The organism is Algoriphagus aquimarinus, assembly GCF_007997215.1.
Classification (GTDB): domain Bacteria; phylum Bacteroidota; class Bacteroidia; order Cytophagales; family Cyclobacteriaceae; genus Algoriphagus; species Algoriphagus aquimarinus_A.
The window spans coordinates 16,429-32,095 of the sequence record NZ_VORW01000017.1; the positions used below are offsets into that span (position 1 = coordinate 16,429).

Annotated in this window: 10 protein-coding genes; 7 read left to right on the forward strand and 3 right to left on the reverse strand. The window is 41.0% G+C overall.

Annotation, left to right across the window (positions count from 1 at the left end; translation table 11 throughout):
* Nucleotides 1-24: 24 nt before the first annotated feature.
* From ESV85_RS17435 to ESV85_RS17445, 3 genes are all read left to right on the forward strand, one after another.
* Complete coding sequence (locus ESV85_RS17435) at nucleotides 25-1,236, forward strand: hypothetical protein (RefSeq protein WP_146919867.1); 1,212 nt, start codon at nucleotides 25-27, stop codon at nucleotides 1,234-1,236.
* Between the two features lie 205 nt (nucleotides 1,237-1,441).
* Nucleotides 1,442-2,464, forward strand: coding sequence for a sugar phosphate isomerase/epimerase family protein (locus ESV85_RS17440; RefSeq protein WP_146919868.1), 1,023 nt, complete (start codon nucleotides 1,442-1,444; stop codon nucleotides 2,462-2,464).
* A gap of 130 nt (nucleotides 2,465-2,594) precedes the next feature.
* Nucleotides 2,595-3,761: a Gfo/Idh/MocA family protein gene (locus ESV85_RS17445; RefSeq protein WP_146919870.1), complete on the forward strand. Its 1,167-nt coding sequence runs from the start codon at nucleotides 2,595-2,597 to the stop codon at nucleotides 3,759-3,761.
* Nucleotides 3,762-3,856: 95 nt separating this feature from the next.
* Here ESV85_RS17445 and ESV85_RS17450 read toward each other — a convergent pair whose 3' ends face one another.
* Nucleotides 3,857-4,762, reverse strand: a complete 906-nt coding sequence (locus tag ESV85_RS17450; RefSeq protein WP_146919872.1) for a sugar phosphate isomerase/epimerase family protein — start codon at nucleotides 4,760-4,762, stop codon at nucleotides 3,857-3,859.
* 203 nt (nucleotides 4,763-4,965) lie between these two features.
* Between ESV85_RS17450 and ESV85_RS17455 the strand changes: the two genes are divergently transcribed.
* Genes ESV85_RS17455 through ESV85_RS17470 form a run of 4 tightly spaced genes read left to right on the forward strand, consistent with a single transcriptional unit; the run spans nucleotide 4,966 to nucleotide 11,192 of the window.
* Nucleotides 4,966-5,688 carry a hypothetical protein gene (locus tag ESV85_RS17455; protein WP_146919874.1) on the forward strand — a complete coding sequence of 241 codons (723 nt, stop codon included), beginning with the start codon at nucleotides 4,966-4,968 and terminating at the stop codon, nucleotides 5,686-5,688.
* On the forward strand, nucleotides 5,685-8,423 hold the full coding sequence (locus ESV85_RS17460) for a TonB-dependent receptor (RefSeq protein WP_146919876.1): 2,739 nt from the start codon (nucleotides 5,685-5,687) through the stop codon (nucleotides 8,421-8,423). Before ESV85_RS17455 ends, ESV85_RS17460 begins: the two co-directional genes overlap by 4 nt.
* On the forward strand, nucleotides 8,423-9,577 hold the full coding sequence (locus ESV85_RS17465) for a DUF4249 domain-containing protein (RefSeq protein ID WP_146919878.1): 1,155 nt from the start codon (nucleotides 8,423-8,425) through the stop codon (nucleotides 9,575-9,577). The genes ESV85_RS17460 and ESV85_RS17465 overlap by 1 nt, the downstream gene beginning before the upstream one ends.
* Nucleotide 9,578: 1 nt before the next feature.
* Nucleotides 9,579-11,192 (forward strand): hypothetical protein, encoded by a 1,614-nt coding sequence (locus tag ESV85_RS17470; protein WP_146919880.1) that lies wholly within the window; start codon nucleotides 9,579-9,581, stop codon nucleotides 11,190-11,192.
* A 12-nt stretch (nucleotides 11,193-11,204) separates the two neighbouring features.
* On the opposite strand, the gene ESV85_RS17475 is transcribed toward ESV85_RS17470, so the two are convergent.
* On the reverse strand, nucleotides 11,205-12,860 hold the full coding sequence (locus ESV85_RS17475; RefSeq protein WP_146919881.1) for a mechanosensitive ion channel family protein: 1,656 nt from the start codon (nucleotides 12,858-12,860) through the stop codon (nucleotides 11,205-11,207).
* A 68-nt stretch (nucleotides 12,861-12,928) separates the two neighbouring features.
* A complete protein-coding gene (locus ESV85_RS17480; RefSeq protein WP_146919883.1) occupies nucleotides 12,929-15,634 on the reverse strand; it encodes a hypothetical protein in 2,706 nt (901 codons plus the stop codon).
* Between the last annotated feature and the right edge of the window lie 33 nt (nucleotides 15,635-15,667).

Genomic DNA, 15,667 nt, shown 5'->3' on the forward strand with positions numbered 1-15,667 from the left:
CTCAAATCTCAAATTAATAAACCCATGAGTTTAGCAAAAAAAGCTCTCGAACAAGGAGAGGGAATACTTAGATTAACACCAACCTGGGTGCCTCGGTCGTTTTGTGTACCAGGCAGAAGAATCAAACTTCATCCAGATGATTATTATTGCTTAGGCGGTGAGCGCGGCGGAATTGATGAGCGTTGGTTCTCATCTACGACTCCAGCAGAAAATGGTCCGCTGACTAGCAAGAATGAAGGTTTAAGTCACATCGCATTAGAAGATGGTGATAAGACAGAGCTGTTCCTTTTAAAGGATGCGATTGATGAAATAGGTACTGAGATCATCGGTAGCCGTCTTTGGGACAAGTACAAGTCCTGGCCTATGTACTCCAAGTTTTTTGACAACATGGGGCCTCTTCCGCATCACATTCATCCAAGTGATGAATTTGGTAAACTGACCGGCCAAAACGGTAAGCCAGAAGCTTATTACTATCCTCCGCAACTGAACAACCACGGCGGTGATTTTCCATATACTTTCTTCGGTATCGCTCCAGGTACGACCAAGGAGCAGATCAAGGAATGCTTGATGAACTTCAATAAGGGTGACAATAAGATTACTAATTTCTCCCAAGCTTTCAGGCTAGAGCCAGGAACAGGCTGGGATGTACCTCCGGGAATGCTTCATGCACCGGGTTCCCTGTGTACCTATGAGCCGCAGAAAGCATCTGATATTTTTGCGATGTACCAATCTTTGGTGAACGAGGCGATTATTCCGGATGAGTTGCTTTGGAATGCTACGCCAAAAGATAGAGTAGGAGACTTCGATCTATTGGTAGAAATGATTGATTGGGAATTGAACGTGAATCCTAATCTGCTGGAAACTCGCTTTATGGCGCCGATCCCGGTAGGAAATAGAGAAGAGATGAATGCTGCTGGGTATGATGACAAATGGATTTGCTATAGGTCTCATGATTACAGTGCAAAAGAATTAACTGTATTCCCTGGTCAGACAGTGACAATCAAAGATTCTGCTGCCTATGGAATGATCATGATGCAGGGATATGGTAAAATGAATAATTGGGATATAGAAACCCCAGCGCTTATTCGCTTTGGCCAGTTGACGCATGATGAGTATTTTGTCACTGAAAAAGCTGCACAGGCTGGTGTGAAAATCACTAACCATTCCAAAACTGATCCTATCGTAATGCTGAAGCATTTCGGGCCTGATAATCCAGATTTGAAAGTGTGGGAGTAAAGTTGGATTTACGATTTTTGATTTACGATATCTATTATAAAGTTAGATATCAAATTGGAAATCAATGATTCATAAAGTAGAAGCCTATTAACTTTCATAAAATAAATAAATTATGAACATCGAATGCCGGATAAAGATCGGGACTACTTCCTTCTTCCGTCTCCCAGCTTCGGTCTTTCCTTAATAACTAATAACCCACTTAACAATGAGTCAAAATAATTTTCCAAAACTACATAATGCTACCTGGCCTGGAATCGTGGGCAAAGGAGCAGACTCTGAACCTGTAATTCCTTTTGATACGCTTCTATCTATGACAGCAGCAGCTGAAGTAGACGGAGTGAAATTTGATGGATTAGATTTAGGACTACTTGAGCCACACTTTAAGTTAGATGATTCTGATGAGACTAAAATTCTGGCAGAAAAACTTCAAAAAAACAACCTAGTTGCTGGATCATTGGTAGCCCCGATTTGGGCAGGATCAGCGATGGGTACCGCTGATCAGCGTGCTACTTTCGTAGATATGGTTCGCAAGGCATGTGAATTTGGAAAAAAACTTAGAGACCAAGGGGTTCGTCCTTATGGAGTTATCAGAATTGATTCTGCTGCTGGAGTAGAAGATTGGGCAAAAGATCCTGCGGGTAACACCAAAATCATTGCAGAAACATTCCGTGAGGCGTGTGATGTGGCAGCTGGTTATGGAGAAAAGCTAGCTACTGAAGGTGAAATATGCTGGGGTGCCATGCACAGCTGGAAATACATGGTAGAGTTGCTAGAGATGGTGGATCGACCGAATATTGGTTTCCAGGCGGATATGTCACATACGTTCCTTTATACTATGGGATATAATGCTCCTGAGCATAGAATTCTCCCAAAAGACGCAGATCTCAACGATCGTGAAGCTGTCAAAGCTGCTTTGAAAATAGTAACTGACGCGCTTAGACCTTGGACTATTGATTTCCACGTCGCTCAAAATGACGGATCTGTATTCGGACAAGGTTCTCATGATAAGACAGGAAGACATTGCCAAGCCACTGATCCAAATGGAGTTTTGGACATAGCACATGATGCTGGTTACTGGCTTCGTGACGAAAAAGGCGAGTTGACCAAAGCCTTCAAGCACATCTGCTGGGATGGTTGTATGTTCCCAAATGATGTCATGAACAATCAGCAAACCTGGAATGACATTCTTGCTGCCTTGGTGAAAGTGCGGAATGCTCATGGATGGTAAAAAGAATTTGAGATTTGATATTTGAAATTCAAACTCGAATCTTTCCAATGTAAGTGAAGATTGCCTTTTGAGGCAATTTCAAATTTTAAATATTTGTCCCGATAGCTATCGGGATTAAAATTATAGAAACATGAAAGAAAAGAAACATATAAGAATAGGTCTGATCGGAACTGGCTTGATGGGCCGAATCCATACCAACGGATACAAGAGAGTACCTGATTTTTTTCCAGAGTACGAGTACGTTCCAGTTTTGCAGGCTTGCTGCTCCCGAAGAGCCGATAAAGCTCAGGCTTTTGCAGATCAGTGGGGCTATAAGTCTGTAGAAACTGACTGGAGAGAATTGCTGAAGCGAGATGATATCGATGCGGTGGATATTTGTACTCCAAATGATACACATGCTGAGATTTCAATTGCTGCAGCTGCGGCGGGCAAAATGATTCTTTGTGAGAAGCCATTGGCTAGATCTATCAAAGAAGCACAAGGAATGGTGGAAGCAGTGGAAAAAGCAGGTGTGAAAAACACCGTTTGGTATAATTACAGAAGAATACCAGCTGTGACTTTGGCCAAGCAGATTGTTGCCTCAGGCAAATTGGGCAAGATTTTCCATTACCGAGCAAACTTCCTTCAGGATTGGACGATCAGTCCAGATTTGCCTCAGGGTGGAGACGCACTTTGGAGATTGGATGCTGATGCGGCAGGATCTGGTGTGACTGGAGATTTGCTGGCGCATTGCATAGATACTGCGATGTGGCTGAATGGCGGTATCAAAGATGTGTCTGCCATGACCGAAACTTTCATCAAGGAGCGAGTACATCAAAGTACCGGTGAAAAGAAAAAAGTAACTATAGATGATGCTTGTCTATTCCATTGTCATTTTGAAAATGGTTCTTTGGGCTTGTTCGAGGCAACTCGCTATGCTAGAGGGCACAAGGCACTTTACACATTTGAGATCAACGGGGAACATGCTTCCATTCGTTGGGACTTGCATGATCTGACTCGTTTGGAGTATTTCGATCATGCAGATGAAAGCCAAGTTCGTGGTTGGAGATCCATTCACGTGACAGACGGAGATCATCCTTACATGGATAGATGGTGGATTCCTGGTACATCAATCGGTTATGAGCACTCATTTGTACATCAAGTGGCTGATTTCTTCAAAAGCCTAGAAACTGGAGAGGCTTGCCATCCTACTTTCCGAGATGCGTTTGAGACGCAGAAAGTTTGCGAAGCTGTAATCGACTCGGCAAATGAGCGAGCTTGGAAGGATACTGGAGTGGATTGGATAGAGAAAGTCTGAACGGCTCAAGTATAAAATCAAAAGTCTAAAAAATGAAAAAACAGGAAGGTTATCCCTTCCTGTTTTTGTTTTAGGAGAAGTTTCTGAATTGCTTTTTAAAAGAACTGCTTCATTTTCTTCAGTCCAGTGTTTGCAACTTCCTGTGCGTCCTGAGCCCAGTAGGTTTCGTTGAAAAGCTCTAGGGACATGAATTTATGGCCGCCCATTGCCTTCAAAGTGGCGGCAACTTCCTTCAAAGGTGCGATGCCATCTCCAGGATATATTCTATCACTGTCTTTTTGGTCTAGTCTTGGTTTTGTGGTGAAGTCATTCATGTGAAATACTTCAATAGCATTTCCATTAACCAATTTCAATCCTTCAAATCCTGATCCTCCTCTGAATAAGTGAAAGATATCTGGAAGAATTCTAGCGTCTGGATCATTTGCTGCCGCGGCAGTAGCTAGCGTCTGGCCGAGGTGATGGAATGGAGCAAAAGAACCCCAGAATTCCAACTGAGGCATTACTCCAGTTTTTCTCCCTAAAGCTATCAAACGGGCATATTGCTCACCAGCAGCTAATAAGTCAATTGGATCTGTAGCTCCGATTGCTGGCGCGGCTACTCTTGTGCAACCAATTTCGGACAACATACCCATTTCCTTTTCCATTTGCTCAAATCCAGCTTTGCTTTTTGCTACATCCTGAGCCATCCATGGAGCAAATCCAATAGCATTTACTGGAATTATTTTCGCATCGCTAAATAGTTTCTTGAGAGAGGCTAAAGATTTGCCGGATTTGAGATAAGCTTCCATCTCAGCGATCCAAAGTTCAATACCATCATATCCTGCTTTGGATGCGATTTCGATGATTTGGGGTAAATCAAGTTTTTGTCCTCGAAGCGTGCTGGTATTTAGTGAGAACTGTATCGTTGCTTCCTTTTTTTTCGTCGTTGAAGCAAGAGCGGGTGCCAGCGGAAGAGCAGCAGCACCGATTGCAATAGTTTTAAGTAAATTTCTTCTTTTCATGTGTTTATAATTTGTTATTTACCGGCCACATGGAATCTCGCATGTAATATACCCGTAGCTCTGTGTGGCGATTGAGTGATGCTCGATTTCATCTTAGGTTTATTGATAATTTAAGAGACGTACTCCATTTAAATACTGTAATTACCGTTCAGATTATTCCATAAAAAAGAGAGACTAATCTAATCTAGTATAGTGCCGAACATATGCTAAAAATAAACTTTTTCACACCTTTTATTCTGTTTTTTATTTGGACTGCCAGCTCCTTTGCTCAGTCTCAGACCTATTTGTCTTTATATAAAGAACAGTTACCGTATTTCCAAGAAATAATTACTGGAGGTCAGTACAAGGAGCCACCTTTGAATTATGAGGGAAATCCATATTATCTAAACAGGAAGTTCGGTATGGGCAGCTTATCGATAAATAAGATAACCTACACCGAGGTACCACTCTTATATGATGAGAATGCGGATGCGGTGATTACGTTTCACCCGATTCACCGCCAGAAGATTCTGATAAAGCCTGAGAAAATTGAGGAAGTTCAATTAGAGGATGGAAGTGTGTTTAGGAGACTTGAGGGCAATGATTCCTACGGTCGTCATAAGAATGGATTTTATCGTGTGCTTCAAGATGGAGAAATCAAAGTCTTGATGAAGTACTATAAATATATAGATCCAACAAAAGAGGTGGGGAAATTCACTCATAGCTTTGTGGAGAGCACAGATTACTTCTACTGGCACGCTGGTGATTTTGTCCTTGTAAGAAAGAAAAAGCAAGCAATTAAAAGTCTGGGATTGAGTAAGCGAGAAGTAAATAAACATATGAGAGATAAGTCAATCTATTTCTCCACGGATAAGGAAAAGTACATAGTTGAGTTAGCTAGATTGAAGGATAGCAAAGCTGAAACTTTTAATGGTTTTGTCGAATGAAAAGAATTCTACTACTGATTTTACTCGTTTCTTTTTTTGCGGAAATTAACGCTCAAACCAATACAACCAAGCTGACTGGTCTGTATCTGGGAATGTCTTTTGAAAGGTTTGCTGAAAAGCTTGAATCTGAATCCGATTACAAATTTTATTTCAAAAAGGCAGATGTAGAAAATCTTCAAGTCAATCTCCAAGCGAGGGATACGGATATACGAATGGTCCTAGATCAAGTTTTTGCTGAGTCAGGACTTAGCTATTCTATTGATGCATCCAAACGTGTTTGGGTCAGCAAAGGTAAAAGGATGCTGATTGACTTTCCTCAGGATTACTTTTTGGTTCAGGAAAAGCAAGATGATAATCTAGCTAGAGCGGGAGATTCCTTGAGTGCTTTTGACAAGAATAAACGATTTGTCATCGGTAAGTCTGCAGATAATCCTCAATCTAAAACCGCAATCTTGAGTGGGGTAGTAACCAGTATAGAGTCTGGGAAACCCATGAATGGTGCTATAGTTTTGGAGAAAGTGAATTACTCTCAGATAGCTACCGATCAGAATGGTAATTATAAACTTACTCTTCCAAAAGGAAGACATACCATTTGGGTCCAAAATATTGGAGGGTTTCAAGAGCAACGCCAAATCGATTTAAAAGGGGATGGCGTGCTGAATATGAGTATTGAAGAAACTATACTTTCGTTGGACGAAGTAGTGGTAAGTTCTGGAGCACTGTCCAATTTGAATAAACTAGATATGGGAGTACAGTCTATCACTATAGCTGAAGTGAAGCGACTTCCAGCAGTGATGGGAGAAGTGGATGTGCTCAAAGGCGTGCTGATTATGCCAGGTGTGAATACGGTAGGCGAAGCGACTTCCGGATTTAATGTGCGAGGTGGAGCTGCAGATCAGAATTTGATATTGTATGGGAATTCTACCATTTTCAATCCTACGCATGCATTCGGCTTCTTCTCTGCTTTCAATTCAGATATGGTGAATGGAGTGGAGCTATACAAAGGTTCTATTCCTGTCAATTATGGGGGGAGACTTTCGTCAGTATTGCAGGTGGATCCTAAGTTTGGAAGAAAAGATAAAATCGGAGGTTCGGGTGGTATAGGAATTCTAACTAGCAGATTGAGTTTGGAAGGTCCGATAGGTGATAAAACTATATTTACTGTAGGAGGAAGGACTACTTACTCCAATTGGGCATTAGACCTTTTGGACGATGATGCAGATTTGAATGATAGTAAAATCACTTTTTATGACATCAATGCAAATATTCAGCATAATATTAATGAAAAGAATGTAATCGAGTTGACAGCTTATTTAAGTCAAGATGATTTCCGATTTGATGCAGATACTACCTATTCCTACCAGAATATAAATCTTGCACTTGGATGGAAGCACTTTTTCAATGACCAGCTGGAAGGAAGATTTACAGTGGGAAGCGACAATTATCAATTTGGGATCCGGGGTGAAGACAATCCTTTAAACTCCTTTGATTTCGGTTTTGATGTTCAACAGCTTTTCCTTCGTGCGGATTTTGAATACCGAAAGAATGAGAACCATATCATGAAGTTTGGTGTGCATGGTATTCAATACACCCTGAATCCAGGAAGTAATAAGCCTTATGGGCCAGAGTCTATCGTGATAGAAAAGAATCTCGATGAGGAAAATGCCCGCGAGGTTTCAATCTATTTTGGAGATGAATTTACAGTGAGTGAGAAATTGTCGGTGAGTTACGGAGGTAGGTATATGTTGTACCAATTACTTGGGCCAATGACAGTGAATCAATATGTGGATGGGGAACCTATTACCGAAAGCAACTTGACAGGAGAGCAAACTTTTGGGTCAGGGGAATCAGTGCAAACGTATCATGGACCAGAATTCCGTGCTTCTGCTCGTTATACATTAACTAACAAATCGTCTATAAAAGCCGGTTTCAATACCATGAGACAGAATATCCATCTCTTGTCTAATACTTCCTCTATTTCCCCTACGGACTCTTGGAAGTTGAGCGATACGTATATTAAACCACAGACGGGTGGTCAGGCTTCTCTGGGTTATTATCGGAATCTAGCAAAAAACAGACTTGAATTTTCTACGGAAGTGTATTATCGATACATGAGTAATCTTTTGGATTACCGTTCAGGTGCCAATATTATCCTCAATGAAAATATTGAGCAAGACGTGTTGAACTCGGATGGCAAAGCCTACGGATTAGAATTATTGCTGAAGAAAAGTACTGGGGCTCTAAAAGGTTCTTTGGCTTATACTTACTCTAGGTCACTGATGAAAACATCAGATGAACCAAGTATCGAAAAAATCAATGGTGGAGATTTCTACTCCAGTAATTTTGATCAGCCACATCACTTGGTGCTCGTCGCAAATTATGAATTGAGTAAGCGAGTAAATACCTCTTTTAATTTGAATTACAGTACAGGCAGGCCAATTACCTTACCTATATCTAAGTTTGATTATGCTGGCTCTGAGCGTGTTTACTTTTCTGAAAGAAATGCCTATAGAATCCCTGATTACTTCCGGATTGATTTCTCTGTGAATGTAGAAGGAAGTCATAAAATCAAGAAATTGGCTCATTCTTCCTGGTCGTTTGGGATATACAATGTATTAGGAAGAAGCAATCCGTACTCCGTGTATTATACTCCTGTGGAAGGTCAGCTCAAGGGCTATCAACTGTCCATTTTTGCTCGTCCTATTCCATTTATTACTTACAATTTCCGTTTCTGATGAATAGATTAGTCGTACTTATACTTCTTTGCGTTGCACTAGTCTCAGGTTGTAGAGAACCCTTTGAGCCAGATATTAAAGCAGCAGATCTTACTGTGTTGGTCGTGGAAGGTTATCTGGATACGGAAGGATTGCCAAGTCAGCTAAAACTGAGTTATACCCGGAATATTCAGCTTGATGATTTCTCATTGCCAAGTTATCCTAGTGCAGAGGTATACCTGGAGTCAGCTTCGGGAATGGATTATCCGCTGACTGATTTGGGAGGAGGAGTATATGAATTTGCTTATGATATTCCTGAAAATGATGATTACACCTTGAGAATCATAGCTAATGATGGGAAGACATATACTTCCGAATTGATTAAGCCTATCCTTACTCCGGAGATTATTGATGTTGGTTTTGAGAAAAATGAAAATGGAGTAGAGGTATATCTGACTACAAAAGGAGATCAAAACGCTGATGATTTCTTGTGGACATACGAAGAGACCTATGCTTTCCGACCAAAAATCTCATCTTCTTACCGATATGATTCAGAGCAGGAAGATGTCGTGATTAGAAGTTTAGATGAGAGAACAAATTTGTGCTATAGAGGAGAAGTAAGTTCCGATCTGATTTTGGAGACTTCTTCTAGGTTTGAAGATCAGTTTGTTTTTAGACAGTCGATTACTCAAATTCCACAAAATGATGAAAGGCTATCTGTACGCTACAGTATCTTGATTTCACAGAAAGCATTAGATAAAAAAGCTTCTGAGTTTTGGGAGATTCTTCGTAAAAACACCAATGATCTAGGTTCTATTTTTAGTCCTTTACCTTCAAATATTAGAGGCAATATCAAGAATGATCAAGATCCTACACTACCGGTAGTTGGTTATGTGAGTTTGGGGACCGTCAAGCAAGAAAGGTACTTTATCGATGTAAGTGAAGTAGTTCCCTGGAGGGCTGAGGTACCAGAATATTATGGATGTTACATAGAACCAGATACGGTGTTAATGGAGAAATATGGTCAAGCGTTTGCCAGTGGTAGTTTTGTGCCTGTAGTCGCTATTATTCCTGAAGGTGCATTTAATCCAATAGGGTTTCAGGGAGCGGAGAGACGCTGTACAGATTGTACACTGAGAGGAACAAATGTAAAACCTGATTTTTGGGAGGATTGATATGAAGATACTGTACAGATTAATTCCCGTCCTGATTTCTATTCTATGTTGTACCTCATTGGCTTTTGGCCAAATAACTGAGTCTGACTTTGAAACGGTAGGTTTTTCAATTCCTAAAACAATCTATTTCGGAGGTGAACGTATATGGATTTCCAGCCATGCTACTCAGCATGACCTTCCCGCAGAATCTAAGATTATCTATGCCGAACTGGTAGATCGATACAATGAATCTGTTGCAATCGCGAAAATACCTTTAGAAGGAGGGAAAGGATTTAACTTCCTACAGCTACCTACGAACCTGCCTTCAGATAATTATTTGTTGCGCGTATTTACCAGAATAAGTCCTTACCAAAATTTGGAAAATGGTATAGTTCAGCAGTTTATCACGGTATTCAATAGTAAAGTTCCTCCTACAGTAGTTCCGGAGCGTAAGCAAACTTCTCCAAGTAATGAGTCCGATGAGCTTATTCTTTCCGCAAACATAAACCAACCGGGCTCTAAATTGAAAATAGAGTTGCCGAAAGGGGTGAAGGTAAAGGAGATACGTATAGCTGCAGAAAATCCATTTCTGAATGATCAGGGAATGATTTCCTCTGCTAATGCCTATGAATCAATAGACGCACATAGCCTCGTTCCAGAGCTTTTTGGACATATAATAGAAGCCAAAGTGGAGGCTGAAGCAGTCGATACTACACGCCTGTATTACCTTTCTTTGCATGGAGAGAAATCTGCCCTTTTTACAGACAGGCCAGACGCTGAAGGCAGAATGTTCTTTGATGCCGGTGGGATGAAAAACTGGGATTATTTAATAGCCCAAGCAGATGGCAATGGCAGTTTGCTGGATTTTGGGATTGTTTCACCTGCTCCAATTACCCATTTTAAGAAAAGTTTTGTTTTCCCTGAATTGGAAATAAGTCCAGCTGATGAATTCCTATTGAAGGAGTTGCTTAAAGGCGGTCAGGTAGAAGGATATTTTGTCCATGAGTATGATGCTACTTTATTTCCTGTAGTCACCGGTTTTGTGGAGGATAGGACGTACTTGTTGGATGATTACACCCGATTCGAAACTGTGGAGACGGTGATCAAAGAATATGTGCCGGAGGTGTCCGTAAAGACTTCTAAGAAGATGAAGGAGTTTAGAACATTGAATGAAATTCGCTCTTACTCATTCGACGCTAACCCACTTATGCTGGTGGATGCCATGCCGGTGTTTGATTCCAATCAGCTAGCAGCTTTTAATCCGGATGGGTTTGAAAAACTCGAAGTTCTCACCCGAACTTTTTACTTGAATGAAGAAGAATTTGAGGGGGTAATGAGTTTTGTTTCCTACAAGAATGATTTTGGAGGCTTCCCTATACCATCCAATGGAATATATCTAGATTATCAAGGCATCTTACCCAGAATTTCTGCTGCCACTGAATTGTTTGATGCTCCAGGCCAAGAGAGTAATATTATGGATTGGCGTACTGTACTTTATTGGTCAGCTATTCCTGAGTTAGCTCCAGCTAGTAGTGCGATTGAAATCAGTGTGCCTGAGATTATCGGGAAATTCAAAATCACGGTGGAGACGGAAAATGGGGAAAGTATGGATAGAACCTTTGAGGTCAAAAAGTGATTTGATTATACCTCAATCCTTTTTCTTCTTTAGTTCGCCCTGCAGAAAATCATTCAATTTTGATTCATATCCGCCAGTATATTCAGGAACTAGTGTCTTTTTCTCAGGAAAAGATTCCATATGCAAAGTCTGCGTAGGGAAGGCAAACCGTACACCTAACGTGTTGGCAAGCTTTACAATCTGAATCAAGATCTCATGCCTGCATCTCAGTTCTTCTCCCCAGTTAGGGACTTCGAAGAAAATGTAAAACATAACGTCTTGACTGAAAGAAGATAGGTTGTTAAAATATACGTGAAACCCGTCTTTTCTGGTGTCTGGATGAGCTAATACAATTTCACGCAATCCTTTTACAAACTCATCGATCAGTGCCGGTGGGGTGTCATAAGTAATCGTCAATGTGGTGTAAAATCTCCGGTATTGACGCAAACCATGATTATCCAGAACTGCATCAGCGATTTTTCCATTTGGCACATACATCAGGGAGTTTCTGAATGTCCTGATTCTAGTGGATCTGAAACCTACCTCTTCCACGGTCCCGTCAATTTCTCCTGAGGTGATCCAATCGCCAACTTGGAACGGTTTGTCAATGAAGATCATCACTGACCCGAAGAAGTTCTTGATCGTGTCCTGAGCTGCCAATGCGATGGCAACACCACCAATAGACAGACCAGTCAGGAATGGAATGATGTCTAGATTGAGACCATCACGGAGGATAAACAACGTGCCCACAATGATCACGAATGCCTTGAGGGTTTTGCGCATCAAAGGCACTAACTGATCATCCAGTGTAGATTCAGTCTTAGTAGCTAGTTTAGAGAAATATGCCCCTACTACATCAGCCAATTTGTAGAAAATGATAGTAATCAGGAATGGCTTCAGTGTTCTCAGCACAATCAAAATCCATGACCAAATCTCTATAGGTAGCTGAAGAACTCGAATGAAAAGTGATAGTAGTACTACGATCAGATAGAAGCTGATCACTCGGGCCACTGGCAAAATGTAATCTTCACCCACTTTGCCATAACCATACCTTTTAAATAGGTACAGCATTAATTTGTCCACAACTAATGTGAAAATCCAATGCGAGAGGAAGACTAGAAGAACCATGATAAACAAGCCAACTAACTGCCAAAGGTGAAGTCCTAAATATTCCTGATTACCAATTTTTGGCAGGATGTTCAGGAGTTTAGCTGTGCCATATGGGTAAGTTTCCGAATGAAGCTCGTCTATTTGGCTGACGCTGAAAGCCGAATATTTCCAAGTATTACCAGTCTTTTGTAGAAAAATCCCAGGGAGCTTTTGTTTATCGAAATAGTAGATGCTCTCTCCAGAAGTGGAAGTGGTATCATTGTAGTTTTGCTCATTTGGGATTTCGCTCGTGCGCACCAAAATCCCTTTTCCTTCAAATATCTGCTTTAGTTTGATGGCTAAGCTTTGTCCATTTTGATCCTTGACATCCGATAGATCAAGTGCTTTAGCGGCATTCTCAGGCTTATAATGTCCTTCTTCTAGATTGTAAAAAAATGAAAGTGTCGTGTGATAAGGAGAACTCAAGTTTACTGAATTGCCTACTTTATAGATATCCTGATTGTCGGAAATCAACTGAGCAATAGAGTGAGTGCTAACCCATAAAAGCAAGGATAATAGTAGGAGGTACTTTTTCAGCATTAGTTGAATTGGTGATTTTTTGCAAGTTAGCCAATCATCAGCCTAAGCCAAAGAAAATTCGGATATGCCTAATCTGCCAGTTGGAATTCTGTAAGCGTAGACCCACTCACTGTTCTGATCAGATATTGTCCTAAGGAAGATTGATAGGTGATCTGGATAGGTCCAGTGCTTTCCAATGGCATGGTCGTTTGTAAGTTTCCTTTTAGATCATACAAGTAGCAGAACTCTTGATTAAGATCAGTAACGGCGAATAATTGCCTTTCTGATCCAAAATCAAAATACTGGTAGATGAGATTTTCATCCGACACGCGCGTATTGAAAAGTGGCTTTTCGTTTCGATCTAGGACACTTACTTCGTTAAACTGACGGGAAATAAAAACAAAGTCATTTTGCTTCTGATCAGGAACCAATAGGAACTCACTGTCACGGTCATTTTTGATCAGCTGATTTCTATAGCTGATTTCTCCGTTGAAATTAGAGTGAATGACCTCGCCATTTTTAGTAATCCCTACGAGCTGCGTTGAGCGAGACTTTGGATCACTCCATGCGATCAAGCTAGAAGCGAAAGAATCACCTAGTTTAACAGAAGAACCCGATTGACTTTCGCCTCTGCGATTGAAAAGCTGCAGATTTCCGTTTTCCGTCAAAGCGACCATGTAATCACCTTTGCCAGGCACTCGGTAATGCGCAGGTGCTCCAATTGTTTTGGCGCCTATTCGATTTGGATCCCAGCCTTCCAATCTGTCACCTGTTTTGTCTAGTAAATATAAATTGCCCTCGGCGGTGCTGATGAAATAACGGTAGTCTTTTGAATTGCTATAATCTACCAGATTTAGATGATTGATATTTTCGTTATTTACCCCAAAAGGGTAGCCAGGCAAGGAGCTTCCGAGCCTATCAATTCCATATATCTTATCAGCTGTTGCCACCAAAACCTGAAGTTTTGAGTTTTTGTAGTAATCAATTTGGAAAGCATCCGACACGACCGGACCAGAAAGAGGGACAGAATACACTTCTTGCCCCGCAGAGTTGATCAAATGCAGTACATTATTTTGATCTTGAACGAGCAGGTCTTCGGTGTTGTCTTGATAATTAATAATAGACTTTGGTCCATAGATTAGCCGCTGATCAAAGGATATTCGGTTGCTTGGCTGCAATGAGATTGCATCGGTTGTTTCTATGGTTGGTTTGGATTGTCCGTCATAGGGGAAGTTTAAGGTTGCCTCAGTTCTATCTTGGAGTTGATTGATTTTGAAGGAAACCCAAGGGAAAGACTGGAAAGCTTCGGAGTATTTCTGAAGGAAAGAGCTCCAGGAAGGATTGGCTTTTTCAGTCCAAGTATCCCAAATATGATCTGTCAAATAGATGCGGCTGAAGCCTGAAGTTGGGCTCAAGTCCTTTTTAGCTTCAGGTGCTTTGGATGATTTGCCCCAAGTGCTCCCAGAATTAATGTCCGCCAACATCAGCTTCATGGCTTGTTGGGAATTGGTGAAAATCAGCACATCATTTTCTGAAGTAATAAAGGTTTGTCCAAAGCCCGGGAATTTCCCTTCAAATAAATGTGCAGGAAAATCTTCTTCTGAAAAGTAAAGTATCTCGTGTCCTGAGTAGAAGTCTGACCCCTCATCACTTTCACTTGCTTGAAATTCTTTGAGTTGCTGTATGGCAAGATCGATATCCCGGGTTCGTGTGAGTAAGGCGAGATTTTGATCTACACCGCCGGTATTTTCTAAATCAAGCAAATACAACTCTCCAGTGAAGCTATCCAAGAAACCTTTGTCGAGAAGCTTGCGCTGTATATCACCGCTAAAAGTAGCTCTTGCTGTAAATGCTCGATTGGTGATTTTTTGTGTTTCGTAAATACTCTCTAAATTGATCTGGGTGATAGCTAGCGTCCGGTTGGAGATTACTTCCTCAAAAGCGGTGAAATTGGCTTGAATCGAAGGTGTGAAATTTATATTCTCTTCATAAAGTACTGGTCCTTTGAAAACCATCTGGTTTTCCTCCAGAATTAAGTCTAGCGCAACTACACCAGGCATTATCTCTAAGCTTGAAATTGCCGTGCTTTCTCTTTGTCCACTTATTCCCTTCAGTAGGCTACCCAGTCCTTTGCCAGAAAGCAGAAGTCTACCTTGTGCATCTGAATTGTATGGGATGGACTTAACAAGTGAGTAAAAACTTTGCTGATCCTCATTGACAAAGAAGCGGATAGCTTCTTCCACTAGGAAGGAAGAGGAGGAGATGACGGCTAGGTCTCCTAGTAAAGAGATACTCCAAAGTCGGTCGTTGTTTGAATCGTAATATTCTAATACGTCTTGATCAGAATATTTTCTGGGTTGAAATCGAGATCCTGAAGGAATGCGTGACTTAATTTCCTCAATGAAATTGGTAGCCGTTGAAGGATTAAGATTTAGGGTAAAAAGTATTTCGAAAGTCTCAATGCCAGTAGAATGAAGACTGATAGTGGCTTGCTGATTGTTGAGGGATTTGGCTATTTTTCCAGAACCACCATTTAGACTGTCTAAAGTGATGAGTTGATCTGATAATCGTTGAAATGCCGGGAAAGTTTTTAAAATCTGCCAGATGGGATCATCGACGATTGAATTCCACTGTTCTGCGCCTTCATGAGTTTCAAAAACAAAAACTGCATTTTGGCTAATGACCTCTAAGCTATTGACTTGACGTGAAGAAAAGTATGATTTGTAGATCCAGAATCCACCTCCAACTAGGAGAATGGTGATAAAAAGTATAAGTAGGCTTTTCCAGATCTTCACAGGCTCAAGGATGATTCAGACGGCATATTACAA